The organism is Roseovarius mucosus (assembly GCF_002080415.1).
Classification (GTDB): domain Bacteria; phylum Pseudomonadota; class Alphaproteobacteria; order Rhodobacterales; family Rhodobacteraceae; genus Roseovarius; species Roseovarius mucosus_A.
Genome location: NZ_CP020474.1, coordinates 392568 through 416990 on the forward strand (window position 1 = coordinate 392568; position 24423 = coordinate 416990).

The 24423-nt window shown below is 61.7% G+C and carries 26 protein-coding genes; 18 read left to right on the plus strand and 8 right to left on the minus strand.

The window, feature by feature from the left end:
* Positions 1-80: 80 nt before the first annotated feature.
* From lon to tgt, 4 genes are all read right to left on the minus strand, one after another.
* A complete protein-coding gene (gene lon / locus ROSMUCSMR3_RS01915; RefSeq protein ID WP_008281142.1) occupies positions 81-2492 on the minus strand; it encodes an endopeptidase La in 2412 nt (803 codons plus the stop codon).
* 186 nt (positions 2493-2678) lie between these two features.
* Positions 2679-3920, minus strand: coding sequence for a PAS domain-containing protein (locus ROSMUCSMR3_RS01920; protein ID WP_081506270.1), 1242 nt, complete (start codon positions 3918-3920; stop codon positions 2679-2681).
* Positions 3921-4145: 225 nt separating this feature from the next.
* Complete coding sequence (locus ROSMUCSMR3_RS01925; protein ID WP_081506271.1) at positions 4146-5222, minus strand: alkene reductase; 1077 nt, start codon at positions 5220-5222, stop codon at positions 4146-4148.
* 141 nt (positions 5223-5363) lie between these two features.
* On the minus strand, positions 5364-6488 hold the full coding sequence (gene tgt, locus ROSMUCSMR3_RS01930; protein WP_081506272.1) for a tRNA guanosine(34) transglycosylase Tgt: 1125 nt from the start codon (positions 6486-6488) through the stop codon (positions 5364-5366).
* 99 nt (positions 6489-6587) lie between these two features.
* On the opposite strand from tgt, the gene ROSMUCSMR3_RS01935 reads away from it, so the two are divergent.
* From ROSMUCSMR3_RS01935 to tpiA, 6 genes are all read left to right on the plus strand, one after another.
* Positions 6588-7478 (plus strand): SPFH domain-containing protein, encoded by an 891-nt coding sequence (locus ROSMUCSMR3_RS01935; protein ID WP_008281146.1) that lies wholly within the window; start codon positions 6588-6590, stop codon positions 7476-7478.
* A complete protein-coding gene (locus ROSMUCSMR3_RS01940) occupies positions 7478-7753 on the plus strand; it encodes a hypothetical protein (RefSeq protein ID WP_008281147.1) in 276 nt (91 codons plus the stop codon). Before ROSMUCSMR3_RS01935 ends, ROSMUCSMR3_RS01940 begins: the two co-directional genes overlap by 1 nt.
* 94 nt (positions 7754-7847) lie before the next feature.
* Positions 7848-9257 carry a 30S ribosomal protein S6--L-glutamate ligase gene (gene rimK / locus ROSMUCSMR3_RS01945; RefSeq protein ID WP_081506273.1) on the plus strand — a complete coding sequence of 470 codons (1410 nt, stop codon included), beginning with the start codon at positions 7848-7850 and terminating at the stop codon, positions 9255-9257.
* Positions 9258-9344: 87 nt separating this feature from the next.
* Positions 9345-9707, plus strand: coding sequence for an SUF system Fe-S cluster assembly protein (locus tag ROSMUCSMR3_RS01950; protein ID WP_081506274.1), 363 nt, complete (start codon positions 9345-9347; stop codon positions 9705-9707).
* Positions 9708-9736: 29 nt separating this feature from the next.
* Complete coding sequence (locus ROSMUCSMR3_RS01955; protein WP_008281150.1) at positions 9737-10087, plus strand: HesB/IscA family protein; 351 nt, start codon at positions 9737-9739, stop codon at positions 10085-10087.
* A gap of 42 nt (positions 10088-10129) precedes the next feature.
* On the plus strand, positions 10130-10879 hold the full coding sequence (tpiA, locus tag ROSMUCSMR3_RS01960; protein ID WP_081506275.1) for a triose-phosphate isomerase: 750 nt from the start codon (positions 10130-10132) through the stop codon (positions 10877-10879).
* A gap of 75 nt (positions 10880-10954) precedes the next feature.
* Here the strand turns inward: tpiA and ROSMUCSMR3_RS01965 are convergent, their stop codons facing one another.
* Positions 10955-11416 carry an Lrp/AsnC family transcriptional regulator gene (locus tag ROSMUCSMR3_RS01965; protein WP_037297758.1) on the minus strand — a complete coding sequence of 154 codons (462 nt, stop codon included), beginning with the start codon at positions 11414-11416 and terminating at the stop codon, positions 10955-10957.
* 146 nt (positions 11417-11562) lie between these two features.
* Between ROSMUCSMR3_RS01965 and cysG the strand changes: the two genes are divergently transcribed.
* The 6 genes from cysG to ROSMUCSMR3_RS01995 all read left to right on the plus strand — a co-directional run bounded on the left by cysG (position 11563) and on the right by ROSMUCSMR3_RS01995 (position 17021).
* On the plus strand, positions 11563-12957 hold the full coding sequence (cysG, locus tag ROSMUCSMR3_RS01970; RefSeq protein WP_081506276.1) for a siroheme synthase CysG: 1395 nt from the start codon (positions 11563-11565) through the stop codon (positions 12955-12957).
* Position 12958: 1 nt separating this feature from the next.
* A complete protein-coding gene (locus ROSMUCSMR3_RS01975; protein ID WP_008281154.1) occupies positions 12959-13270 on the plus strand; it encodes a DUF2849 domain-containing protein in 312 nt (103 codons plus the stop codon).
* 32 nt (positions 13271-13302) lie between these two features.
* Entirely contained in the window at positions 13303-14973 is a 1671-nt protein-coding gene (locus tag ROSMUCSMR3_RS01980) for a nitrite/sulfite reductase (protein WP_081506277.1), read from the plus strand.
* Positions 14960-15694, plus strand: coding sequence for a phosphoadenylyl-sulfate reductase (locus ROSMUCSMR3_RS01985; protein ID WP_081506278.1), 735 nt, complete (start codon positions 14960-14962; stop codon positions 15692-15694). The genes ROSMUCSMR3_RS01980 and ROSMUCSMR3_RS01985 overlap by 14 nt, the downstream gene beginning before the upstream one ends.
* Entirely contained in the window at positions 15691-16098 is a 408-nt protein-coding gene (locus ROSMUCSMR3_RS01990; protein ID WP_081506279.1) for a DUF934 domain-containing protein, read from the plus strand. Before ROSMUCSMR3_RS01985 ends, ROSMUCSMR3_RS01990 begins: the two co-directional genes overlap by 4 nt.
* Before the next feature lie 71 nt (positions 16099-16169).
* Positions 16170-17021 (plus strand): ferredoxin--NADP reductase, encoded by an 852-nt coding sequence (locus tag ROSMUCSMR3_RS01995; protein ID WP_081506280.1) that lies wholly within the window; start codon positions 16170-16172, stop codon positions 17019-17021.
* Positions 17022-17098: 77 nt separating this feature from the next.
* Here the strand turns inward: ROSMUCSMR3_RS01995 and ROSMUCSMR3_RS02000 are convergent, their stop codons facing one another.
* Positions 17099-17905, minus strand: a complete 807-nt coding sequence (locus ROSMUCSMR3_RS02000) for a translation initiation factor 3 (protein ID WP_237183518.1) — start codon at positions 17903-17905, stop codon at positions 17099-17101.
* A gap of 213 nt (positions 17906-18118) precedes the next feature.
* Between ROSMUCSMR3_RS02000 and infC the strand changes: the two genes are divergently transcribed.
* The 3 genes from infC to ROSMUCSMR3_RS02015 all read left to right on the plus strand — a co-directional run bounded on the left by infC (position 18119) and on the right by ROSMUCSMR3_RS02015 (position 19858).
* Positions 18119-18664: a translation initiation factor IF-3 gene (gene infC / locus ROSMUCSMR3_RS02005; protein ID WP_037297761.1), complete on the plus strand. Its 546-nt coding sequence runs from the start codon at positions 18119-18121 to the stop codon at positions 18662-18664.
* A gap of 118 nt (positions 18665-18782) precedes the next feature.
* Complete coding sequence (locus ROSMUCSMR3_RS02010; protein WP_008281161.1) at positions 18783-19097, plus strand: hypothetical protein; 315 nt, start codon at positions 18783-18785, stop codon at positions 19095-19097.
* 137 nt (positions 19098-19234) lie between these two features.
* On the plus strand, positions 19235-19858 hold the full coding sequence (locus ROSMUCSMR3_RS02015) for a J domain-containing protein (protein WP_008281162.1): 624 nt from the start codon (positions 19235-19237) through the stop codon (positions 19856-19858).
* 33 nt (positions 19859-19891) lie between these two features.
* Here ROSMUCSMR3_RS02015 and ROSMUCSMR3_RS02020 read toward each other — a convergent pair whose 3' ends face one another.
* Both ROSMUCSMR3_RS02020 and dksA read right to left on the minus strand, forming a co-directional pair.
* Positions 19892-21064: an FAD-dependent monooxygenase gene (locus tag ROSMUCSMR3_RS02020; RefSeq protein ID WP_081506283.1), complete on the minus strand. Its 1173-nt coding sequence runs from the start codon at positions 21062-21064 to the stop codon at positions 19892-19894.
* A gap of 82 nt (positions 21065-21146) precedes the next feature.
* Positions 21147-21602, minus strand: a complete 456-nt coding sequence (dksA, locus tag ROSMUCSMR3_RS02025; protein WP_232279198.1) for an RNA polymerase-binding protein DksA — start codon at positions 21600-21602, stop codon at positions 21147-21149.
* Positions 21603-21760: 158 nt separating this feature from the next.
* Here dksA and ROSMUCSMR3_RS02030 point away from each other — a divergent pair, with 158 nt between their 5' ends.
* From ROSMUCSMR3_RS02030 to ROSMUCSMR3_RS21415, 3 genes are all read left to right on the plus strand, one after another.
* The gene (locus ROSMUCSMR3_RS02030) at positions 21761-22600 is read left to right on the plus strand and encodes an AAA family ATPase (protein ID WP_008281165.1); all 840 of its coding nucleotides are present in this window, start codon (positions 21761-21763) and stop codon (positions 22598-22600) included.
* Between the two features lie 278 nt (positions 22601-22878).
* Positions 22879-24252 carry a DUF2927 domain-containing protein gene (locus ROSMUCSMR3_RS02035; protein ID WP_008281166.1) on the plus strand — a complete coding sequence of 458 codons (1374 nt, stop codon included), beginning with the start codon at positions 22879-22881 and terminating at the stop codon, positions 24250-24252.
* 3 nt (positions 24253-24255) lie between these two features.
* Positions 24256-24423: a hypothetical protein gene (locus tag ROSMUCSMR3_RS21415; RefSeq protein ID WP_008281167.1), complete on the plus strand. Its 168-nt coding sequence runs from the start codon at positions 24256-24258 to the stop codon at positions 24421-24423.

Sequence of the window (24423 nt, forward strand, 5' to 3'; positions counted from 1 at the left end):
GACATATACCAAATGGAAAACGCCCCAAGCGATGAGCTAGGGGCGTTTTGTCATGTCAGATCGGAAAGGGCCTGCGCAGCTTAGTGCGCCACGGCCCCCCGGCCCTCTTCGCCGGATTTCAGCGCGGCCTCTGCGGCGGCGGCCTCTTCGGCCTCTTCGTCCCATTCCACAGGCTCTGGTGCCCGCACCAGCGCCAGTTTCAGCACGTCGCGCACGTGATCGACGGGGATAATGTCCAGCCCCTCTTTCACATTGTCCGGGATCTCGGCCAGATCCTTTTCATTTTCACGCGGAATGAGAACGGTCTTGATCCCGCCCCGCAACGCCGCCAGCAGCTTTTCCTTAAGGCCACCAATAGGCAGCGCATTCCCGCGCAGCGTCACCTCGCCGGTCATGGCGATATCCTTGCGAATGGGGATGCCTGTCAGCACCGATACGATGGAGGTCACCATCGCAAGGCCAGCCGACGGGCCATCCTTGGGCGTCGCGCCTTCGGGAACATGGACGTGAATATCCCATTTCTCGAACTTGGGCGGCTTGATCCCCAAATCAGGTGCCACAGAGCGGACATAGCTTGAGGCAGCGTCAATCGACTCTTTCATGACATCGCCCAGCTTGCCGGTGGTCTTCATCCGGCCCTTGCCCGGCAGGCGCAGCGCTTCGATATTCAGCAACTCACCGCCCACAGAAGTATAGGCCAGCCCGGTGACAACACCCACCTGATCGCTCTCTTCGGCCAGACCGAACTTGTATTTGCGCACCCCAAGGAAATCATCAAGATTTTCAGGTGTGATCGTGATCGCCTTGTCCGTCCCCTTGATGATCCGCGTCACCGCCTTGCGCGCCAGCTTGGCGATCTCACGCTCAAGGTTCCGAACCCCGGCCTCGCGGGTGTAATAGCGGATCACGTCGGTCAGTGCCGCATCGGTCAGCGCAAATTCACCCTTCTTCAGGCCGTTGTTCTTGACCTGCTTGTCGACCAGATGTTGCTTGGCAATCTCGCGTTTTTCATCCTCGGTATAGCCCGCTAGCGGAATGATCTCCATCCGGTCGAGCAGAGGCCCCGGCATGTTATAGCTATTGGCCGTGGTCAGGAACATCACGTTCGAAAGGTCGTATTCCACCTCAAGATAGTGATCGACAAAGGTCGAGTTCTGCTCGGGATCAAGCACCTCGAGCATCGCCGACGCCGGATCACCCCGGAAATCCTGCCCCATCTTGTCGATCTCATCGAGCAGGATCAGCGGATTGGTGGTCTTGGCCTTTTTCAACGCCTGAATGATCTTGCCGGGCATCGACCCGATATAGGTCCGCCGGTGGCCACGGATCTCAGACTCGTCGCGCACCCCACCCAGAGAAATCCGGATGAACTCGCGCCCCGTCGCCCGCGCCACGGATTTACCAAGGCTGGTCTTACCCACACCCGGCGGGCCGACAAGGCACATGATCGGGCCCTTCAGCTTTTGGCTGCGTTGCTGCACCGCCAGATATTCGACGATCCGCTCTTTGACCTTGTCCAGACCATAGTGATCGGCATCAAGGATATCCTGCGCCTTGTGCAGGTCCTTTTTGGTGCGGCTTTTGACACCCCATGGAATGCTCAGCATCCAGTCGAGATAGTTGCGCACCACAGTCGCCTCAGCGCTCATCGGGCTCATGCTTTTGAGCTTTTTCAGCTCGGCTTCGGCCTTTTCAGCGGCTTCCTTGCTCAGCTTGGTCTTGGCGATGCGCTCTTCCAGCTCGGCAATCTCGCCCGCGCCATCCTCGCCATCGCCCAATTCCTTCTGAATGGCCTTCATTTGCTCATTCAGATAATACTCGCGCTGCGTGCGCTCCATCTGGGATTTGACGCGCGTTTTGATCTTCTTCTCAACCTGAAGAACGCTCATTTCGCCCTGCATGAGGCCGTAAACCTTCTCCAGACGCTCGCTCACGCTCAACGTCTCAAGCAGTTCCTGCTTGCGGCCCACATCCAGCCCCAAATGACCCGCCACCAGATCCGCCAACTTGGCCGGCTCTTCGGACTCGGTGACAGCGGCCATCGCCTCGTCGGGGATGTTCTTTTTCACTTTGGCATAACGCGCGAATTCATCCCCGACCGTGCGCAACAGCGCCGCGATCGTGGTCGCATCGCCGGGAATTTCGCTCAGATACTCGGCCTTGGCCTCGAAGAATTCGGAATTGGCCAGATACTCGGTGATCCGCACCCGCGCCACGCCCTCGACCAGCACCTTGACGGTGCCATCGGGCAGCTTGAGCAGTTGCAGCACATTGGCCAGCACGCCCACGCGGTAAATGCCGGACTCGGCGGGATCGTCATCGGCGGGATCAATCTGGCTCGACAGCAGGATCTGCTTGTCATCGGCCATGACCTCTTCCAGGGCGCGCACAGATTTCTCGCGCCCCACAAAGAGCGGCACGATCATATGCGGGAACACCACGATATCCCGCAGCGGCAGGACCGGATAAGAGGCGTTAAGGGTGTCTTGCATGCTCGTATTCCTGTTTTTAGCAAGAGGGCACCGGCCCCGCGCGGCGGCAACCACGGCCCTCTCCGTTACGTTAGTCCTAACTTGGGGCGCACCCCGTCAGGTTTCAACAGATTCGGCAAACATTGCCCTCAGATCAGAGCGGGCACAAGGGCGCATCATAGCCTAGGCCCCGCTTTGCATGGTGTCTCAGGCCGCCAGACTGCGGTCGCGCATCAGCGACGTCACCGCGTCCTGCACCCGCTCCAGCGCGGCGCTCACCTCGTCATGAAAGCGGTCCAACTGCCCCAAGATGGATTGCAGCCCCGACAAGCGCTCGCGCAGAATACCCGCCTCGACACGCAGAACGACCCGCACCATCGCCAACCCCGTGACCATGCGCCGGATCATCTCGGCATCCGCCGACAACTGCCGGACTGCGCGATAGCCGTCCTGCATGGCGCGATCCGCCTCGATCCGATACCGATCCCGCAGGCCTGCGACCACCTCCATTTCGGCGGTCGCACCCAGATGGTTTTCACGCTCCGCTTCTTGGGTAAAGAACGTGACCATTTCCTCCATAAGATCGGCCACGGCAATCATGAACACCGATTTTGCTTCGTCGGCCACATCCCAAGTCCCCTGATCGTCGCGCAGGGTCTGGATCACGCGCGGATGATTGCGAATATCGCGCATCATCATTTCGTAATTCTTGGCAATCTCGTTGATCGGCCCTCTGTCAGACTTGAGCTTGCAGGCTTGGATCTTCATATTGGTGGTGATCAGCTCAGCCTCTTTCAGATTAACGCAAAGCACCCGCAATTCCTGCTCAATCTCGCGCTTGACGTCAAAAAGATGACCCGACGCAGCCAAGGCAGGCGTCACCGCACGTTTGCGCGCTCCCTCGCGTGACGCATGTTCCCGGCGCAATGCCTCGATCTGAAACACGCCATAATTGGCAAATCCTGCGTCAATCAAATCGGCCTCAATGGCCGCTGCACTTTGCTCAGGCGTCAGACTGCGCTCGCGCTCGCGGCCCAAGGCGCGGGCATATACCTCTTTCACAGTCGTGAAGAGCGCACTCGTCGGCTTCAACCGCACCGACAAATAGCCGCCATCAACCGGCGAAACCACGGCGAACACCCAATAGAACCGCCCATCCTTGGCCCGGTTCTTGACATAGGCCCCAACCGAATGGCCACGTTTCAACCCTTCCCACATCAACCAAAACACACCTTTGGGCATTTCGGGATGCCGCACCAACTTGTGCGGCGCGCCGACCAGTTCCTCGGCACTGTAGCCCCCGACACGGGCAAACACGGGGTTGAACGCCCGGATCACCCCGCGCGTGTCGGTGCGGGAAAAGAACAGCTCATCTGCTCGAAAAGGAACCTCTTGGTCGACAAGTGTTTTGTCGGCCCTTGGGCCAGACCGTGCGGCGTCGGCGTGCATATCCACCTCGTGCAGTATGTTTCATGGTCAGAAGGGTCAGACAACACCGCCTGCATCTTTGGCTAAACGGTCATGCTTTATACAACTTTAGGGTCAGACCGGCACAAATCGTCCTGCGCTGTCCAAGTCCCTTATCCCTCGTCACCTGCTGCGATCCTGCACGTATCGCGCCATCTTTGCGCGCAGCCCAACAGGCCGCGCGCAAAATATCATGTCAGACGATCCTTAAACGGTCTCAAGCGTCGGATAATCGGTATAGCCCTCTGCCCCGCCGCCATAATACGTCGCCTGATCACCCTCATTCAGCGGCGCATTCAGCTCTAGCCGCTCGGCCAGATCGGGATTGGCGATATAGGGCCGCCCAAAGGCCACCAGATCAACCTTGCCCGTCGCCACCCGCGTCAGCGCCAGATCGCGGTCATAGCCATTATTGGCCATGTAAACCCCGGTCCATTTGGCCCGAAGCGCGTCAAACGCGCCGTCACGTGCGCCACCCGTGCTGCCCTCGATCAGGTGCAGATAGGCCAGACCCCGCCGGTTAAGCTGCTCGACCACCCAGCCAAAGCTGGTATCAGGATCGCTGTCCGTCGCGTCATTGAACCCGGACCACGGCGAAAGGCGAATACCGATTTCCCCCGGTGCCCAGACGGTTTCCAGCCCGTCCAATACCTCAAACAGCAACCGCGCCCGGTTGCCCACCGATCCGCCATAGGCATCTTCGCGGGTGTTCGGCCCGTCCTTCAGGAACTGATCCAGCAAATAGCCATTGGCGGCATGCAATTCGATTCCGTCAAATCCGGCCTCCTTGGCGGCCTTGGCGGCATGGACATAATCCGCAACCAGCCGCGGCATTTCATCTGCGCGCAGGGCGCGCGGCGTCGATGTGTCCTCGAACCCGGCCGTCGTGACGGTCTGTGCCTTGGCCGCCACCGCCACCGGCGCAACCGGGGCCTGCGCATCGGGCTGCAACGACGTATGGCTGATCCGCCCCACATGCCAGAGCTGGATGACGATCTTGCCACCCTTGGCATGCACCGCCTCTGTCACCTTTTTCCACGCGGCAACCTGCCCGGGGCTGTAAATGCCCGGCGTGCCAACATAGCCCTTGCCCTCGGGGCTGATCTGCGCGGCCTCGGTGATGATCAACCCGGCCCCGGCGCGCTGCCCATAATAATCCACATGCAGCGCACCAACCTCGCCCGTGTCATTATCGGCGCGGTTGCGTGTCAGCGGGGCCATGACAACCCGGTTGGACAGATCAAGATCACCAGCTTTGGTGCGGGAAAACAGTTTGTGGCTCATGGGGAATGCTCCTTGTGCATGCGATTTACGCTTGCACTCAACCTATGCCCCCGCTGCCGCCACACAAGTCCGCCAGCTGCGCCCTATCCCACAGGCCTTGCCGCACCACCGCACAGAACCCGGCCATTGACAGGCGCGCGCTCAGAGCGGGTCGATATCGCCCTCTGCGCGGCCTGCGTGAAACGCGGCCTCCCACGCTTCAAACTGCCCATCGGCAATCGCTGCGCGCATCTCTGACATGATCTGTTGGAAATAATGCAGGTTGTGCCATGTCAGCAGCATCGAGCTGATGATCTCCTGCGACCGGAACACATGATGCAGATAGGCGCGGGAATAATTCCGACAGGCCGGACAGATGCAGGCCTCATCCAATGGCCTCGGATCATCCTGATGCCGCGCGTTCTTGATATTGACCACACCATGCCGGGTAAACACCTGCCCGGTGCGCCCCGACCGGCTGGGCAGCACACAATCCATCATGTCGATGCCACGCTTCACGGCCCCCACGATGTCATCGGGCTTGCCCACCCCCATGAGGTAGCGCGGGCGATCCTCCGGCAAAAAGCCCGGCGCATAGTCAAGCACGCCAAACATCGCTTCTTGCCCCTCCCCCACAGCCAGACCGCCCACGGCATAGCCGTCAAAACCAATGGCTTTCAGGGCCTCGGCACTCTCTTCGCGCAACTCGGGCGTGACACCCCCCTGCATGATCCCGAAGAGCGCGTGACCGGGCCGGTCGCCAAACGCCTCTTTCGAGCGCGCCGCCCACCGCATGCTCAGCCGCATACTCTCGGCCACCGCCTTATCGGTCGCGGGCAAGGCAGGGCATTCGTCAAAACACATCACGATGTCAGACCCCAGCAACCGCTGGATTTCCATCGACCGCTCGGGCGTCAGCTCATGCTTGGACCCGTCGATATGGCTCTTGAAGGTCACACCCTGCTCGGTCAGCTTGCGCAGCCCTGCAAGGCTCATCACCTGAAATCCGCCCGAATCCGTCAGGATCGGCCGCTCCCAGTTCATGAACCGATGCAACCCGCCCAAGCGATCAATCCGCTCAGCCCCCGGCCGCAGCATCAGGTGATAGGTATTGCCCAAGAGGATATCCGCCCCCGTAGCGCGCACGCTTTCGGGCATCATCGCCTTGACCGTGGCCGCCGTGCCCACCGGCATGAAGGCTGGCGTGCGGATGTCACCGCGCGGCGTGCGGATCACCCCTGCCCGCGCCGCGCCGTCCTGTGCCAGTTTCTCGAACCCGAACCGCATGCCGTCAATTCCTATCGCTTTAGCCCTTTTGCCCCCCTTTAAAGCGGTTTACCCTGCCTTGTAAAATGCCGTCTTGGCCGCCCCAGTGTGAGAGTTCCGATGACCGAAGACATGATCCTGAACCTGATTTCCACAAATGTCGTTTGGCTCCTGATCGCGATTTTGGGGATCATCATAATCTTTCGCGGGGTCAAGATCGTGCCCCAGTCAGAGCAATATGTCGTCGAACGCTTTGGCAAACTGCACAAGGTGCTTGGCCCCGGCATCAATCTGATCGTGCCCTTTCTCGATGTGGTGCGGCACAAGATTTCGATCCTTGAGCGGCAATTGCCCAACGCAAGCCAGGATGCCATCACCCGCGACAACGTGCTTTTGCAGGTCGAAACCTCGGTGTTCTACCGCATCCTCTACCCGGAAAAGACCGTCTACCGCATCCGCGAGGTGGATGGCGCGATTGCCACCACCGTGGCCGGCATCGTGCGCGCCGAAATCGGCAAGATGGACCTCGACGAGGTGCAATCCAACCGCACCCAACTGATCACCACGATCAAATCGCTGGTTGAAAACGCCGTCGATGACTGGGGCATCGAAGTGACCCGCGCCGAAATTCTCGATGTCAATCTTGATCAGGCCACCCGCGCCGCGATGCTGCAACAGCTCAACGCCGAACGCGCCCGCCGCGCGCAGGTGACCGAGGCCGAGGGGCATAAACGTGCCGTCGAACTTCAGGCCGATGCCGAGCTTTACGCCGCCGAACAGGCCGCCAAGGCCCGCCGCATCGAGGCCGACGCCGAGGCCTATGCCACCGGCGTGGTCGCCGCCGCCATCGCCGCCAATGGGCTGGAGGCCGCGCAATATCAAGTGGCGCTGAAACAGGTCGAGGCGCTCAACACCCTTGGCAACAGCCCCTCGTCCAACACCATTCTCGTGCCCGCTCACGCGCTCGAGGCGTTTGGCAATGCCTTCAACATGCTCAAGGGACGCAGCTGATGGAAACGGTCCTGTGGCATCTCTGGTGGGTCTGGCTTGCGGCAGCCCTTGGGCTGGCCATCCTCGAAATCCTCGTGCCCGGTTTCATCTTTCTGGGCTTCGCCATTGGGGCTGCCCTCGTGGCGCTGCTGGTACTCTTGCCGCTTAATCTTGGCCTCACCGCGCTTCTCGCCCTCTTTACGCTCCTCTCCTTGGCCGCCTGGGTGATCCTGCGGCGGCTCTTTCGCGCCCCCGATGACCAAAGCCGCGTGATCCGCGAAGATATCAACAAGTAACCTGCCCCCCCATTCCTTGCATCCTCAGGTCCATCCCAAGTAGAGAGGCGGCACGCGCGCCCCCGCCGCGACTCAACGCAACAGGACACGCCCGATGACCGATACCCCCGACAGCCCCCAGCCTCTCCAGTTCGGCTGGGAGGAATGGGTCAGCCTGCCTGATCTTGGCGTCCCCGCGATCAAGGCCAAGGTCGACACCGGCGCGCGCACCTCGGCGCTGCATGCCTTTGACATCGAAACCTTCGGTCCCGCCTCGCGCCCCAAGGTGCGCTTTACCGTGCATCCGATTCCCGGCCGTGATGATCTGATCATCCCCTGCTCCGCCCCGATCATCGACCGGCGCGATGTGACCTCGTCGAATGGCGAGCGGGAATTGCGCTATGTCATCGCCTCCAAGCTCTCGGTCGGCGGCGATACATGGCCGATTGAGATCACGTTGACCAATCGCTCCAGCATGACAAGCCGCATGCTCTTGGGCCGTCAGGCGCTCAAGGATCATATTTCCATCGTCGCCACAGACCGCTTTCTGCAACCCGAACTCAGCTATGATGTCTATCACACCGCCCGTGTCCGCACGGCACAGCCGAAACGCGCCCTGCGTATCGCCGTGCTCAGCCGCGAGGATAATTACTCCACCCGCCGCATCGTCGAGGAAGGCGAGGCGCGCGGTCACACCGTCGAGGTGATCGACACCACCCGCTGTTACATGGCGATCAACGCGCTCGCCCCCGAAGTGCATTACGATGGCAAACGCCTGCCCCGCTATGACGCGGTGATCCCGCGGATCGGCGCGTCCATCACCGCCTACGGTGCCGCCGTGATCCGCCAGTTTGAAACCATCGGCACCTTTTGCGTCAATCCCTCGGCGGGCATCATTTCCAGCCGCGATAAACTCTACGCCCATCAGCTGATGGCGCGCGCACAGGTGGGCATGCCCAACACCGCCTTCGCCGCCTCGCCCAAGGACACCGGCAACCTCATGGGCCTTGTCGGCACAGCCCCCCTGATCGTCAAACTGCTCGAATCAACCCAAGGCAAAGGCGTGGTTCTGGCCGAGACCAAAAAGGCCGCCGAGTCGGTGATCGACGCCTTTCGCGGGCTCAAGGCCAATTTTCTCGTGCAGGATTTCGTCAAGGAAGCGGCAGGCGAAGACATCCGCTGCCTTGTTGTCGGCGGCAAGGTCGTGGCCTCGATGAAACGCACCGGGGCCGAGGGCGATTTCCGCTCCAACCTGCACCGTGGCGGCACCGCAAAGACCATCCGCATCACCAAGGCCGAGCGCGATACCGCCATCCGCGCCGCCCGTGTGTTTGATCTCAACATGGCGGGCGTAGACCTTTTGCGCTCCGACAGCGGCCCCAAGGTGCTCGAGGTCAACTCCTCCCCCGGCTTTGAGGGGATCGAAGGGGCCAGCGGCAAGAACATCACCGGCGCGCTTTACGAAATGATCGAGACCCGCGTGCGCCCGGTCCCGGTACGTCGGCGCAAATCTGGCACCGACTAAGCTGCGTGGTGCCCGCTGACGTCCCCCTCTGGACGCGGGCCTCGATAAACCCTATATGTTTGCTCAGGATAACCGCAGGATACGATCATGATGAACAGTTCAGAGCCGCTCGAAGGCGCCCCCCTGATCGCGCCCTCCAGCACCGATCACCCGCTCTTCGATCAGGTGGTCGAGGCCTGCCGCACCGTCTATGACCCGGAAATTCCGGTCAACATCTATGATCTCGGCCTGATCTACACTATTGATATCAGCGCCGAAAACGTGGTCTCGATCACCATGACCCTAACCGCCCCCGGCTGTCCCGTGGCAGGCGAAATGCCCGGTTGGGTGGCCGACGCGATCGAACCCTTGGCAGGTATCAAACAGGTGGATGTCAACCTCGTGTGGGAACCGCCCTGGGGCATGGATATGATGAGCGATGAAGCCCGCCTTGAACTCGGGTTCATGTAACGAAATCAATCGACTGGAAGGCTGACCTCATGTTTGGCATACCCGGAAAACCGCCCGTCTCCATAACCCCGGCCGCCGTGACCCAGATCACCCGCCTGATGCAGCGCGACGGTCATCAAGGGCTGCGGATCGGGGTCAAAAAGGGCGGCTGCGCCGGTATGGAATACACCATGGACTATGTGACCGAGATTGATCCCCATGACGAGGTGATCGAACAGGACGGCGCGCGCGTGCTCATTGCCCCTATGGCCCAGATGTTCCTCTTCGGCACCGAGATTGACTACAAGACATCGCTCCTTGAATCCGGCTTTGTCTTCAACAATCCCAACGTTACAGAGGCCTGTGGCTGCGGCGAGTCGATCAAATTCGCCAATATGTGAGCTTCGCCTCACAAGTCTTTGTAATAAATGGACAGTGCACGTATGAGACGCAAGCTTGCCGCCGGCAATTGGAAGATGAACGGCACCAATGCTAGCCTGACGGAATTGCAAGCTCTCATCGCCGCCCATCCCACACCCCAAGTTGACATCCTGATCTGCCCACCCGCCACGCTCATTGTGCAGGCCGCAGGGCTCAGTGCCGACAGCCCCCTGATGATCGGCGCACAAGACTGCCACGCTGCCGCCTCCGGCGCCCATACCGGCGATATTTCCGCACCGATGCTGGCCGATGCCGGTGCCGTGGCGGTCATCTTGGGCCATTCCGAACGCCGTCAGGATCATGCCGAGTCGAGCACCCTTGTCGCCGCCAAGGCCACCGCCGCCCATGCCGCCCATCTCACGGCAATCATCTGCGTCGGCGAATCCTTGGCCGAGCGTGAGGCGGCGCAAACCCTTGATGTCATCGCCGAGCACCTGCGCCACTCCCTGCCAGACAGCGCGACTGCGGCCAATACCGTCATCGCCTATGAACCGATCTGGGCCATCGGCACCGGCCTCACCCCCAGCCCTGCACAAATCTCCGAGGTGCATCGCTTCCTGCGCGCAGAACTTACCGCGCGCTTTGGGGCAGAGCCCGCCCAAGGCATCCGCCTGCTCTATGGCGGCTCCGTCAAACCCGCCAACGCCCCCGAGATTTTCGCACTGGCCGATGTCGATGGCGCGCTTGTGGGCGGCGCAAGCCTGACCACCGCCGAGTTTTCGCCGATCATCACCGCGCTTGAACAGGCCTGATCCCGCTTCTTTTTGGCAAAAATACTCCGGGGGTGGCCGCCGCAGGCGGCCGGGGGCAGCGCCCCCATTCCCCGCTCAAAGCGGCAGCATCGTGGTTGATTTGATCTCTTCCATCGACAAGAGCGCTGTCACATTATGCACCTTCACCTCTGAAATCAGGGCTTGATAAAACACGTCATAGGCCCGCGCATTGGCCACCCGAACCTTGAGGATATAGTCGATATCCCCCGCCAGCCGGTGCGCCTCCTGCACTTCGGGCCGCGCCTTCAGCGCCCTGAGGAATGCCGCCTGCCAACCGGCATCATGCTCTGACGTGCGGATCAGCACGAAAAAACACGCCTCGAACCCCAGCGACTCAGGATCCAGCAAATAGGTCTGCTGCCGGATCACCCCGGCCTCACGCATTTTGCGAATCCGGTTCCAGACGGGCGTCTTGGAACTGCCGACGTTCTTGGCGATATCATCCAGCGACTGCCCGCCATCCTCCTGCAGCTGCACGAGGATTTTCCGATCCAGATCATCGAGACGAACAGCCATTCCAAATTCTTCCTTTTGCCGAAACATTCCAACTGACCTGCGCTGCAATTGGAACAAACTTCCTTATTCCGCCCAGCATATGGCGCTTAACTGGGAATATTTCCTATATTAGCCGCAGAGTCAAACCGTTCCCCGAGGCCCGCCCGATGAAACATTTCCCGATCTTTGTCGCCGTCGAGGGACGTCGTATCGTGCTTTCCGGTGGCGGCGAGGCCGCTCTGGCCAAACTGCGCCTCCTGCTCAAGACCGAGGCGCATGTGACCGTCTTCGCACCCGAACCAGCGCCCGAAATCGTGCAATGGGCTGCCGCAGGCCGCTTGCGCCTGCAGCAGCGCGCCATGCAGCCGGGTGATGCCCTTTGCGCTGTACTGTTTTATGCCGCCGATGAGGATACCGCCGAGGATGCCCGCACATCGGCCATCGCGCGGGCGGACGGGGCACTCGTCAATATCGTGGACAACCTTGAGGATAGCCAATTCATCACCCCCGCCATCGTCGACCGCGATCCGGTGACCGTGGCGATCGGTACAGAAGGTGCCGCACCGGTTCTGGCCCGCGCCATCAAATCCGATCTCGAGGCGCGCCTGCCCGCCACGCTTGGCCCTCTTGCCCGGTTGGGCAAGGCCTTTCGCAAGGCCGCCGATGTGCTGCCCATGGGCCGCCGCCGCCGCGATTTCTGGGCCGACTATTATTTCAACGCAGGCCCCCGCGCGATGGATCAGGGCGGCGAAGAGCAGGTCAAAACCACGCTCCGCGCAATCCTTGATCAGCATCTGAACGCACAAGAACGTGACGGCCACGTCGCCTTTGTCGGGGCCGGTCCCGGCGATCCGGATCTTCTGACCCTCAAGGCGCGCAAGGCGCTCGATACCGCCGATGTGGTGATCCACGACCGTCTGGTAACGCCCGCCATCCTCGAACTCGCCCGCCGCGAGGCAATCCTGATTGACGCCGGGAAAGAGGGCTTTGGGGCCTCCATGTCACAAGACGCGATCAACGCCCTTATCGTCGAACATGCCGCCACCGGCGCGCAAGTGGTGCGCCTCAAGGGTGGCGATCCCACCGTCTTTGGTCGCTTGGACGAGGAAATTGAGGCCGTGACCGCCGCTGGCATCGCGTGGCATGTGGTGCCCGGCATCACCGCCGCCTCAGCCTCGGTGGCCAGCATCGGTCAAAGCCTCACGCAACGCGGTCGCAACGCCTCGGTGCGGTTTCTCACCGGCCATGACATGAAGGGCTTTGCCGATCACGATTGGTCCGCGCTCGCCCGTCCGGGCGAGGTGGCCGCGATCTACATGGGCAAGAAATCCGCCCGCTTCATCCAAGGCCGCCTGATCATGCACGGGGCCGACCGCGCCACGCCCGTGACTGTAATCGAGAATGCCAGCCGCCCCGATCAACGCATCCTCGCCACAACGCTGGATCGCTTGCCCACGGATCTCGCAGAGGCCGCGATCACCGGCCCCGCCCTCACCTTTCTCGGTCTCGCGCCCCGCGCGGCAGAGGCCCAAATTGCCCAATCCCAACAGGAGCTTGCCTGACATGGCCCAAGAATTCACCCCCAAGGTCGTCACCGCCAACGCCCTGATCGAGGGCGATGTCGTCTATCTCACCGCCGCCGACACATGGGCGCGCGATCTGGCTCAGGCCGAGGTGCTGACCGACGAGGCCGATGCCGATTATCGCTTGCTGCAAGCACAAGCACGCGCAGGCGAAATCGTCGGGGCCTATCTCGCCGATGTCAAACATGGCCCGAACGGCCCCGAACCCACCCATTTCCGCGAGGATTTCCGTCGCAAGGGCCCCTCGAACCTCTTTCACGGCAAGCAATCCGAAGGACTGTCCCGGGCTTGACCCGGGACCTCCCAAGGTAAGGAACCCAGAAAATGTATCAATACAACGACTTCGACACCGCTTTTATCGCAGAGCGTAACCGCCAATTCCGCGCGCAGGTGGACCGCCGCGTTGCCGGCAACCTGACCGAGGATGAATTTCGCCCCCTGCGCCTGATGAACGGGCTATACCTGCAACTGCACGCCTATATGCTGCGCGTGGCGATCCCCTATGGCTCGCTTGATCCGGCCAAGCTGCGCCAACTGGCCTATCTGGCAGAGCGGTGGGACAAGGGCTATGGCCACTTCACCACCCGCACCAACATTCAATATAACTGGCCAAAGCTCAGCGATATCCCCGATATGCTCGATGCGCTGGCAGAGGTGGGGATGCACGCCATCCAAACTTCCGGCAACACCATCCGTAACGTGACCTCCGACCATTTCGCAGGTGCCGCCGCGGATGAAATCGAAGATCCGCGCCCGGTGGCCGAACTCGTGCGCCAATGGTCCACCGACCATCCTGAATTTCAATTCCTGCCGCGCAAGTTCAAGATTGCCGTCATCGGCTCTGACAGCGACCGCGCCGTGATGAAGAGCCATGACATCGGCCTCAAGATCGTCGAGCGTGATGGCGCGCGCGGCTTTGAGGTCTGGGTTGGCGGTGGCATGGGCCGCACGCCAATGGTGGCCAAACTGCTGCGCGATTTCCTGCCGCGCGCAGATTTGCTGCCCTATCTGGAATCGGTGCTGGCGACCTACAACCGCATCGGACGGCGCGACAACAAATACAAGGCGCGTATCAAGATCACCGTGCACGAGAACGGCCTTGATGAGATCCGCGCCCTGGTCGAGGAGGAATTCCCCCGCCGCCGCGCCGCCTTCTCTGGCGTCGATCAGGACTGGCTGGCGCGGATCAACGCGGCCTTTGTCACGCCCACCCTCTCAGAACGGGATGCCGCCCCCTATTACGCCGCCCGCGATGCCGATCCGGTGTTCCGCGCGTGGGCCGATACCAATGTGACAGCGCACAAACACGCCGATCACGGCATCGTCACCATCAGCCTCAAGGCGCATGGGCAAACACCGGGCGACGCCTCCGCCGATCAAATGCGTCTCGTGGCAGATCTGGCGGAAAACTACGGCCATAACGACATCCGCGCCACCCACGCGCAGAACCTTGTTCTGCCGCATGTGGCCTTGGCCGACATTCCCGCAGTGCATGCGGCCCTGAAAGCTGTCGGGCTGGCGACGGCGAACATCGGCCTTGCCTCGGATATCATCGCCTGCCCCGGCATGGATTATTGCGCGCTGGCCACCGCCCGCTCGATCCCCGTGGCCCAAGGCATCGCCACCCGCCTCGAAGAGCTCAAGATCGAGCATGAGGTGGGCCATCTCCAAATCAAGATCTCGGGCTGCATCAACGCCTGCGGGCATCACCATGTGGGCCATATCGGCATTCTTGGCCTCGACCGTGCGGGCGTTGAAAACTACCAGATCACCCTTGGCGGCGATGCGTCGGAAAACACAGCCATTGGCACCCGCACCGGGCCGGGCTTTGCCTATGACGAAATTGTGCCCGCCATCGAGCGTCTGATCTTTGCCTATCTCGACCTGCGCGAAGGGCCGGAAGAGACCTTCCTCGAGGCCTATAATCGCCTCGGGATGGCCCCCTTTAAATCCGCGCTCTACGATGCAGAGGCCCGCGCCCATGCCGCAGAGTGACCTGACCACACGGGTTCACGCGCTCAACGACCGATACCGCCATCACTCGGCGGTGTCGGTGCTTGAGCATGCGTTGCGCGATCCACAAGCAGGCAAGCTGGCGCTTGTCTCAAGCTTTGGAGCGGAATCCGTCGTGCTCTTGCACATGGTCTCGGTCACCCGTCGCGACACGCCGGTGATTTTCATCGACACCGAAATGCTCTTTGCCGAAACGCTTGTCTATCAACAGGAATTGGCAGAGCGGCTTAACCTCAGTGGCCTGCGCATCATCCGCGCGGATGCGGGCGATCTGAGGGCCCAAGACCCCGATGCGACCCTTCATCAACGCGATACCAATGCCTGCTGCGCCCTGCGCAAATCCGCGCCGCTACAACGCGCGCTCGCCGGCATTGATGGCTGGATCACCGGGCGCAAACGCTATCAATCCGGCACCCGTGCCGCGCTCGATTTCTTCGAGGTCGAGGACGAGACCGGGCGCATCAAGGTCAATCCACTTGCCCATTGGGCACCCGAAGATATCCGCACCTATATGGACGAAAACCGCCTGCCCCGGCATCCGCTGGTCGCGCGCGGCTATCCGTCCATCGGCTGCATGCCCTGCACAACACCCGTTGCACCGGGCGAAGATCCCCGATCCGGCCGCTGGCGCGATCAGGACAAAACCGAATGTGGCATCCATTTTGTCAACGGCAAGATGGTGCGAAAAGGAGTATCCGCATGACTGTCATCATCACCGACCGGGGCTTTGCGCCCGACGACTGGACCGCCCCGATCACACCCTTGGCCGAGGCGGGTGCCGAGACGACAGCGCTCGATCTGCCCAATGACACCAACCCCGCTACGCTCGCCGGGCGGCTCGAGGGTATCACCTTCATTCGCGTCGATTTCCCCGCGGCTGCCGACGGGCGCGGCTATTCCATCGCGCGTCAACTGCGGCTCATGGGCTATACCGGGCGCTTGCGCGCGCGCGGCCATGTCATTGCCGATCAATACGCCATGGCGCGGCGGTCGGGTTTCGACGAGGTCGAGATTTCCGATACCCTCGCCGCCCGTCAGCCCGAGGCAGATTGGCTTTTTCGCGCCGATTGGCAGGCGCACGACTATCAGGCGCGGCTGCGCGGCTGATTAGCCCTTTCACCTGACCTGAATCAAAGATTAGAAAAGGATGTCGGTTTAAACGACCGGCAGATGACACCATGAACGAGATGACCGCCGTGACCCAAGCGACCGCGAAAGCGCCCAAAACCCTTGCGATCCCCGATGCGCAGATCGTGACAGAGGTGAAACACTGGACCGACCGGCTGTTTTCGTTCCGCGTGACGCGGCCTGCCAGCTTGCGCTTTCGCTCGGGCGAATTCGTGATGATCGGCCTCATGCAAACGGATGAGAAAACCGGCAAGGAAAAACCGCTCCTGCGCGCCTATTCCATCGCCTCGCCCTCTTGGGATGACGAGCTGGAATTCTACTCGATCAAGGTGCAGGACGGCCCGCTCACCTCGCGCCTCCAGCATATCGAAGTGGGCGATGAAATCATCCTGCGCCCCAAACCCGTGGGCACGCTGGTGCATGACGCGCTCTTGCCCGGCAAGCGGATCTGGTTCTTTGCCACCGGCACCGGCTTTGCGCCTTTTGCCTCGCTTCTGCGCGACCCGCAGACCTATAGCGATTATGACGAGGTCATCATCACCCACACCTGCCGCGAAGTGGGCGAATTGCAATATGGCGCGGATCTGATCGAGAGCATTCGCAACGACGAAATGCTGGCCGAACTGATCGGCGAAGGCTTTGCCGACAAACTGCGCTATTATCCCACCACCACGCGCGAGGAGAGCCCCAAGATGGGCCGCATCACCGACCTCATGCGCTCGGGCGAGGTCTTTGCTGATCTGGGTGTGGCCCCGCTCAGCCCAGAGACCGACCGCGCCATGGTCTGCGGCAACCTGGCCTTCAACCTCGAGATCAAGGACATGCTCGAGGGCTACGGGCTGCGCGAAGGGGCCAACTCCGACCCCAAGGAATATGTCGTGGAAAAAGCGTTCCTCGACTAAGAACCCCAAACGTCAGGCATAAAAAAACCCGCGCAAGGCCAACACCTTGCGCGGGTTTCTTCATGTAATCTCAGGGCTCAGTAGCCGAGCGCCGCACGCGCCGCTTCAAGGGCCGCTTTCAGCAATTCGGGATTGTCCTGCGCCGCCTTAACGCCTTCCAGCAGCATCGTCTTTTGCAACGCACCGACGTCAGAGCCTTCAATCAGCGTCTGAACCGTGGCCAGGTCAAAACCCTCAACCGTCAGCGCCTCCGGGGCCACTTCTGCCGCCGTCGCAGGCTGATCAACCGCTGCCGAAACCGCATCCGCTGCGGCCTCGCTGGCCGTATCCTGCGCGCCCTCAACCGCCTCTGTGGCCGTCTCCTGTGCTGCGTCCGCGGCCTCAGTCGCGGTTTCGGTTGCAGCCGTGGCTGCGTCGGTCGCGGTGTCCGCGGCCTCGGTAGCCGTGTCCTGCGCGCCCTCAACCGCCTCTGCGGCAGTCTCCTGCGCTGCGTCCGCTGCCTCGGTCGCAGTCTCGGTCGTGGCGTCTACTGCGGTTCCTGCGGCCTCGGATGCCTCGGTCGCGGTCTCTGTCACAGCCTCTGTCGCGCTCTCAACCGCCTCTGCTGCGGCATCGCCTGCGGCCGCTGCCGTATCGCTCACAGCCTCAACGGCTGTCTCAGCAGCCTCTTGCGTGGCCTCGACCGCCTCGGCTGCGGTGTCCGCCACGGCCTCTGCCGCGTCACCAACTGCCGTTGCCGCATCTTCCAACGCGGCCGGCGCTTCGACTTCGGTCTCTGTCGGGCTCACGCTCTCGACAACCTCCTCCACCGACTTGCCGGAAAAGAGCAGATAGCCCCCCCCCAGCACAACCGCCGCCACGAGAATCCAAATCAGGTTTTTCATAACCATCTCCCCAAAACTGTCTGGCCCGCACGCTTGTCGCGCGGTCCTTTTCTAACTCCCTCCCAAATGTAGACACAAAAGGAAAGGCGCAAGGGGGAATTGACCGGCTTTCGGCTCAGATCAGCCTATTTGCAGCTTGAAAGCGCGGCGCACCGCGTTTACCTTGCAGCGTCAAATTCACCCGACCCGAACAACAATCGAAGGAACAAAGCCATAGCCCGCAGACCCCACAACGCGCCCCCTACGCGCGAAACCGGCCCCCGTATCAATGACCGCATTCGCTGTGATGAAATTCGCCTGATCGGCGCAGATGGCGAAAACGTCGGGCTCATAACCCCACAACGTGCGCTTGAAATGGCCGAAGAGGCAGGACTTGATTTGGTCGAAATCTCGCCAAGCGCCACGCCGCCGGTCTGCAAGATCATGGATTTCGGGAAATACAAGTATGAGCAGCAAAAGCGTGAGGCCGAGGCCCGCAAGAAGCAGCACATCATCGAGATCAAGGAAATCAAGTTCCGCCCCGGCACTGACACGCATGACTATGACGTCAAGATGCGCAGCGTCGTGAAATTCCTGCAAGGCGGCGACAAGGTAAAGATCACCTTGCGCTTCCGTGGCCGCGAAATGGCACATCAGGACTTGGGCCGCCAACTTCTTGAACGCATCGCCGATGACATCAAAGAAGTAGGCCGGGTCGAGAACATGCCCAAGATGGAAGGTCGCCAGATGATCATGGTGATCGGACCGGGCCCCAAGTAACCCTGCCCGCCTTGACCAAATGCACAGCCCCGGACCCATCGTCCGGGGCTTCGTGTTTCGCTTGCGCCCCCAGACCAGTCGCGTAAGGTATGGCGCCTGCATCAATTCGGAGCTGCAAATGCCCCTTTTCGAATACAAGGTCCTGCCCGCGCCCACCCGTGGCCGCAAGGCCCCCGGCGTCAAAACCCCCGAGGCGCGCTTTGCCTTGGGCGTCGAGGATCTGCTCAATGATATGGCGCGCGCCGGTTGGGAATATCTGCGAACAGACATTCTCCCCAGCGAAGAGCGGCAAGGCCTGACCTCGACCCACACCGTTTATCGCTCGGTTGCGGTCTTTCGCCGTGAGGTGGTGATCCCCGGCACGGCACAGACCGCCGCGCCGGATACAGCCAGCATCCCCCCACGTGCCCCGGATGTGATTGAGACGGATTGACCACCGCCTGACCCTGCGCACGGGCTCTCTGTCAAGCCCCGAATGCGCGCCCCGACCCGGAATATTTTGCCCGCCGCCCCTTCAATTCCGCGCGTTTTGGCATACACTCTCGTCTCCGACTCGCAAAGGTAAGCCCCATGTCCAAATCAGATCCCTTCGGTTTCGATATGTCCGTCTCCTCGGCCAAGAAGAAGAATCCGCGCGGTCGGCGGGGCATGTCCGGCGCTTCCGAAACCTCGACCCGCGTATGCGATCACGAGGGCTGCGAAGAGGCGGGCAAATATCGCGCCCCCAAGGCGCCCGATGTGCTCGACGATTACTTCTGGTTCTGCCAGCAGCATGTGCGCGACTATAACCTCAAGTGGAACTTCTTTGATGGCACCACCGAGGCAGAGTTGAACGCGCAGATGTCCAAGGACAAGGTGTGGGAGCGTGAAACACGCCGCATTACCGATCCCGAGGCGCGCGCTTGGGCACGCCTGGGCATCGAGGACCCGCATCAGGTGCTGGGCGTCAACGCCACCCAGAACCCCGGCAAGAAAAAAGGCGGCACCCGCAAACTGCCCCCCACCGAACGCCGCGCCATCGAGATCCTCGAGGCCGAGGATACCTGGACCAAGGCCGAATTGCGCAAGGCGTATAAATCGCTGATCAAGGTGCTGCACCCGGATATCAACGGCGGCGACCGTAGCCAGGAAGAACAGTTGCAACAGGTGGTCTGGGCGTGGGAACAGATCAAGGAAAGCCGCAACTTCAAATAGGCGGGCAGAGTGGCGTTGCCTGAGCGTACGCCCCTACCCCGCCTTGCGCGTCACGTCATGGCCATAAAGCCAGTCAAACTGCCGCAACATGCGCTCGGGCGCGAATGCCCCGCCGGCCCGTAACGCCGTATGCGCCGCCCAGCGGAGCGGCGGAAAACTCAGGTGGTATTTCCACGCATTGCGATTGGCCGCCTCAACCACCCGCCGCACCCGTGCGTCGCGCCGCCCCTGATAGGCCGCCAGCCCCTCGGCAAGCCCCTCCGCCGCACTCAGAGCATCGACCAGAACCCAGGCATCCTCCAGCGCCATCGACGCCCCCTGCGCCATAAAGGGCAAGGTCGGGTGCGCGGCATCCCCCAACAGCGCCAGCCCGTCCCGCTGCCAGACCTGCGCCACCGGATGCCGGAACAGCCCCCACAGATGCACCTCCTCGACCGCCGACAGCATCGCCTGCACCTCTGGCCCGAAATCGCCAAAGGCCGCGCGCAGCGCCATCGGATCATCCTTCTGGCTCCAGCTTTCCTCGGTCCAGGCGGCGCGCTCTTGCACCGCCACCAGATTAAGCAGCGTGCCCTCCCGCAACGGATAGCTCACCACATGGCGCATCGGCCCCATATGCACCTGCGCCTCAGGGCCGCGCCCCCAAAGATTGGGCACCACCGCCCGCCATGCCACTTGCCGGGTAAAGAACGGCGCCAGTGTGCCATTCAGCGCGCGCCGCACCACCGAATGCAGCCCGTCCGCCCCGATCACCAGATCCGCATCAAACCGCGAGTCATTGGCCATCCGCACGCAGGGACGCTCGCCGCCCTCGACCGCACTGACCTTTTGCATCAGCCGCACCTTGACCCCGACCTCGCGTGCGCCCTCGGCCAACACGTCGATCAGGTCTGCACGGTGGATGAAATGATAATTTCGATCCTGTAACCCCGCCAGATCCAGCCGCAGCACCTCGCCCCGCTGATAATCGCGCAGACTGACAGCTTGCGCCTGCATCGACCGCGCCACAAGCGGCACATCCAGCCCAAGCGCGCGCAGCACGGCAAAGCCATTGGGGCTGATCTGCAATCCAGCCCCCACTTCGGAAATCTCGGGTGCTTGCTCCAACAGGGTCACATCCGCCCCGCGCAGGCACAACGCGCGCGCGACGGCCAGCCCGCCAATTCCGGCCCCAATGACCGCGATGTTCAGCCCATCCAGTGTCATGGCACCTCTCTTGATACGAAACGCGCCGGGAGGAAAGTCCCGGCGCGCTCTGTCGTTTAAATTTCGCTGTTGGGCCGTGAGCTCAATCGTCGCGATGCACCTTTTCGCGCCGCTCATGGCGCTCCTGCGCCTCCAGCGTCATGGTGGCGATGGGCCGCGCGTCCAGCCGCTTGAGGCTGATCGGCTCGCCGGTCATCTCGCAATAGCCAAATTCGCCATCCTCGATCCGCCGCAACGCGGCGTCGATCTTGCCCACCAGCTTGCGCTGACGGTCGCGGGTGCGCAATTCGAGCGCACGATCCGTTTCTTCGCTGGCTCGGTCGGCCACATCCGGAATCGCCCGAGTGCCATCCTGCAATCCTTCGATTGTCTCCCTGCTGCCCTCCAGCAACTCCAGCCGCCAGGCAATCAGCTTGCGCCGAAAATACTCCAGCTGCCGGTCATTCATGAACGGCTCATCTTCCGCTGGCTGGTAATCTTCGGGCAGAAATACTTCCGCTTTCATCTCGATCCCCTCATCAAGGCCAGTGTCTGGCATAATGAACTCCTCAGACAGTCGGCGCCCCATGGGCGGTGATCTACACGCCACATTCAGGATTGTCACTAGCCAATCACGCGCCATTGATGTGAATTGTCTAACCGTCTAGGTTGCCACCGAATACAGCGCCGCTGACCTCTGACAGGATTGAAAAACCGATGAAATTCCAAGGCACCGAGGCCTATGTCGCCACCGAAGACCTGACCGTCGCCGTCAACGCCGCCGTGACATTGGAACGCCCCCTGCTGGTCAAGGGCGAACCCGGCACAGGCAAGACCGAATTGGCCCGGCAGGTGGCAGGTGCGCTTGGCCTGCGGCTGATCGAGTGGAATATCAAATCCACCACCAAAGCCCAACAAGGCCTTTATGAATACGACGCCGTCAGCCGCCTGCGCGACAGCCAGTTGGGCGAGGCGCGGGTGCATGATGTGGCCAATTACATAAAACGCGGCAAACTCTGGGAGGCCTTCGCCTCTGACGAAAAGGTCGTGCTGCTCATCGACGAGATCGACAAGGCCGATATCGAGTTTCCCAATGACTTGCTGCAAGAACTCGACCGCATGGAATTCCATGTCTACGAGACAGGCGAGACCATCCGCGCCCGCCACCGCCCCGTCATCATCATCACCTCGAACAATGAAAAAGAACTGCCCGACGCCTTTCTGCGCCGCTGCTTCTTTCACTACATCCGCTTTCCCGATCCCGAAACCCTGCGGCGCATCGTCGAGGTGCACCATCCCGGCATCAAGGACGCGCTCCTGTCGACCGCCCTCACCCAGTTTTTCGAGATCCGCGATCAGCCGGGCCTCAAGAAAAAACCCTCGACCTCCGAAGTTTTGGATTGGCTCAAACTGATCCTAGCCGAGGATCTGACCCCCGAGGATCTGCGCCGCGACGGGGCAGATGCCCTGCCCAAACTGCACGGCGCGCTTCTCAAGAACGAGCAGGATGTGCATCTATTTGAGCGTCTCGCCTTCATGGCGCGCCGCCAGAGATAAAAGTTTCAAGGGATATACCCTTGTTTTAAAATGCTATTCAACCATGGCATGCGCCCTGTTCCGTGCTAAGATGCAGTTGCCACAATTTTGCCGCAAATGCTCCTTACGCGGGACAGGATGAAAATGAATTCTACCCCCGACCCGGCAAAGGCCGTGGCAGGGATACGCTGCGCAAGGCCGATGGGTCTTGCACGCCCCTTGCCCGCCCCCGTCGGCGACTGGGCCCGCGCCACGGCGGCTGCGGGCTCCTTGGTTTCGATTTAGGTTACGGGGGTCTTATGCGTCGTGTCATTCTACCGATCTGCCTGCTGCTAGGGGCCTGTGTGCCCGGCACCTATAGCTATCACGAACCGGCCACCCGCGCCGCGATGCCGGAAGAGGCCGGGATGCCGCCGATGAAGGCGTTTTCCGCCCCCCGCCCCCTGCCCCCGCAACGCTCCAACCGCGATATTCAGCGCGACATCCTCGATCTTGGATTTCAGCTTGAGTCGGGTCGCATGCTGCAACATTTCTCGCGCTTCGAGGGGCCGATCACCGTGCGCGTGACCGGCGAACCTCCGATCACCCTCATTTCAGACCTCAACCGCCTGATGCACCGCCTGCAAACCGAGGCGGGGATCAACATCAGCCGCGTCTCCGAAGGCCCCGCCAATATCACCATCGAGGCCGTCAGCCGCGACGCCATCCAGCGCAGCCTGCCCAAGGCCGCCTGTTTCGTCGTGCCCAATATCTCGCGCCTGTCGCAATACCGCGCCGCCCGCAATTCCCGCGCCACGGATTGGAGCCAGCTGCGCCAACGCGAGAGAATCGCCATCTTCGTTCCCAATGACACCAGCCCGCAAGAGGTGCGCGATTGCCTGCACGAGGAACTCGCGCAGGCCCTTGGCCCCCTCAACGATCTTTACCGCCTCTCGGACAGCGTCTTTAACGATGACAACGTCCATGCCGTGCTCACCGGATTCGACATGCTGGTGCTCAAGGTGTTTTACGCCCCCGAATTGCGCGCCGGCATGACCCGCCGCGAAGTCGAAGAACGTCTGCCCGCGATCCTGTCGCGCCTCAATCCCGCCGGGGATGGGTTGGCCCCGCGTTTTGCCGGATCCACCCCCCGCGCTTGGATCGACGCCATCCAGACGGCTCTTGGGCCGGGCGCGCGCCCGCTGGAACGCCGCGCCGCCGCAACAGATGCGGTGCGCATCGCGCAGGCCGTCGGCTGGAACGATCACCGCCGCGCCTTCAGCCATTTCGCGCTAGGCCGGATCACCCAAGCCTCCGATCCCGATTTCGCACAGGAACAATTTGTCCTTGCCGAACGCTTCTACGAGGCGAACCCCGGCACAGACCTGCACCGTGCCTTTGCCGCCGCCCAACTGGCCGCCTATGCCATCGCCCAAGGGCGCGGCGAGGATGCGCTGATGCTGATCGGCCCACATCTGGCCACGGCTGAGCGCGCCGAAAACGCGGCCCTCTTGGCCACGCTGATGATGCTGCGCGCCGAGGCGCTCGATCTCTCGGGCCGCGTCTCAGAGGCGCAGGCCGTCAGGCTGGACAGTCTGGGCTGGGCGCGTTACGGGTATGGCGCGGATTGGGCCGTGCGTGCCAAACTGCGCGAAGTTGGCGCGCTCAGCCCGCTCAAAGGACCGAACGGGTAAGGCATGATCGTAATCATCGGGGCACTACTGGGCGCGCTCACCGGCGCGTTCATGGCACGGCGGCGCAAGGGCAAGCTGGCGGATATTCTGCAATACGCCTTTGTATATGCCCTTATTTTCGCCCTTCTGGGTCTCTTTGCGACGCTGATCATTCACCGCAGCGCGCTCTGA

What these genes read in the sequence shown, in the direction of transcription:
- tgt (WP_081506272.1), bottom strand. Translation starts at nt 6,488, where the DNA reads ATGCGGTTCGGGTTCGAGAAACTGGCACAGGACGGCGCGGCGCGGGCA.
- ROSMUCSMR3_RS01925 (WP_081506271.1), bottom strand. Translation starts at nt 5,222, where the DNA reads ATGAGCCACAAACTGTTTTCCCGCACCAAAGCTGGTGATCTTGATCTG.
- ROSMUCSMR3_RS02020 (WP_081506283.1), bottom strand. Translation starts at nt 21,064, where the DNA reads ATGACACTGGATGGGCTGAACATCGCGGTCATTGGGGCCGGAATTGGC.
- ROSMUCSMR3_RS01980 (WP_081506277.1), top strand. Translation starts at nt 13,303, where the DNA reads ATGTATCAATACAACGACTTCGACACCGCTTTTATCGCAGAGCGTAAC.
- ROSMUCSMR3_RS01935 (WP_008281146.1), top strand. Translation starts at nt 6,588, where the DNA reads ATGACCGAAGACATGATCCTGAACCTGATTTCCACAAATGTCGTTTGG.
- ROSMUCSMR3_RS02035 (WP_008281166.1), top strand. Translation starts at nt 22,879, where the DNA reads ATGCGTCGTGTCATTCTACCGATCTGCCTGCTGCTAGGGGCCTGTGTG.
- ROSMUCSMR3_RS01950 (WP_081506274.1), top strand. Translation starts at nt 9,345, where the DNA reads ATGATGAACAGTTCAGAGCCGCTCGAAGGCGCCCCCCTGATCGCGCCC.
- ROSMUCSMR3_RS01995 (WP_081506280.1), top strand. Translation starts at nt 16,170, where the DNA reads ATGAACGAGATGACCGCCGTGACCCAAGCGACCGCGAAAGCGCCCAAA.
- ROSMUCSMR3_RS02030 (WP_008281165.1), top strand. Translation starts at nt 21,761, where the DNA reads ATGAAATTCCAAGGCACCGAGGCCTATGTCGCCACCGAAGACCTGACC.
- lon (WP_008281142.1), bottom strand. Translation starts at nt 2,492, where the DNA reads ATGCAAGACACCCTTAACGCCTCTTATCCGGTCCTGCCGCTGCGGGAT.
- ROSMUCSMR3_RS01985 (WP_081506278.1), top strand. Translation starts at nt 14,960, where the DNA reads ATGCCGCAGAGTGACCTGACCACACGGGTTCACGCGCTCAACGACCGA.
- ROSMUCSMR3_RS01955 (WP_008281150.1), top strand. Translation starts at nt 9,737, where the DNA reads ATGTTTGGCATACCCGGAAAACCGCCCGTCTCCATAACCCCGGCCGCC.
- ROSMUCSMR3_RS01940 (WP_008281147.1), top strand. Translation starts at nt 7,478, where the DNA reads ATGGAAACGGTCCTGTGGCATCTCTGGTGGGTCTGGCTTGCGGCAGCC.
- ROSMUCSMR3_RS02015 (WP_008281162.1), top strand. Translation starts at nt 19,235, where the DNA reads ATGTCCAAATCAGATCCCTTCGGTTTCGATATGTCCGTCTCCTCGGCC.
- ROSMUCSMR3_RS01920 (WP_081506270.1), bottom strand. Translation starts at nt 3,920, where the DNA reads ATGCACGCCGACGCCGCACGGTCTGGCCCAAGGGCCGACAAAACACTT.
- ROSMUCSMR3_RS01975 (WP_008281154.1), top strand. Translation starts at nt 12,959, where the DNA reads ATGGCCCAAGAATTCACCCCCAAGGTCGTCACCGCCAACGCCCTGATC.
- ROSMUCSMR3_RS01990 (WP_081506279.1), top strand. Translation starts at nt 15,691, where the DNA reads ATGACTGTCATCATCACCGACCGGGGCTTTGCGCCCGACGACTGGACC.
- ROSMUCSMR3_RS02000 (WP_237183518.1), bottom strand. Translation starts at nt 17,905, where the DNA reads ATGAAAAACCTGATTTGGATTCTCGTGGCGGCGGTTGTGCTGGGGGGG.
- ROSMUCSMR3_RS02010 (WP_008281161.1), top strand. Translation starts at nt 18,783, where the DNA reads ATGCCCCTTTTCGAATACAAGGTCCTGCCCGCGCCCACCCGTGGCCGC.
- rimK (WP_081506273.1), top strand. Translation starts at nt 7,848, where the DNA reads ATGACCGATACCCCCGACAGCCCCCAGCCTCTCCAGTTCGGCTGGGAG.
- ROSMUCSMR3_RS01965 (WP_037297758.1), bottom strand. Translation starts at nt 11,416, where the DNA reads ATGGCTGTTCGTCTCGATGATCTGGATCGGAAAATCCTCGTGCAGCTG.
- tpiA (WP_081506275.1), top strand. Translation starts at nt 10,130, where the DNA reads ATGAGACGCAAGCTTGCCGCCGGCAATTGGAAGATGAACGGCACCAAT.
- cysG (WP_081506276.1), top strand. Translation starts at nt 11,563, where the DNA reads ATGAAACATTTCCCGATCTTTGTCGCCGTCGAGGGACGTCGTATCGTG.
- ROSMUCSMR3_RS21415 (WP_008281167.1), top strand. Translation starts at nt 24,256, where the DNA reads ATGATCGTAATCATCGGGGCACTACTGGGCGCGCTCACCGGCGCGTTC.
- dksA (WP_232279198.1), bottom strand. Translation starts at nt 21,602, where the DNA reads ATGCCAGACACTGGCCTTGATGAGGGGATCGAGATGAAAGCGGAAGTA.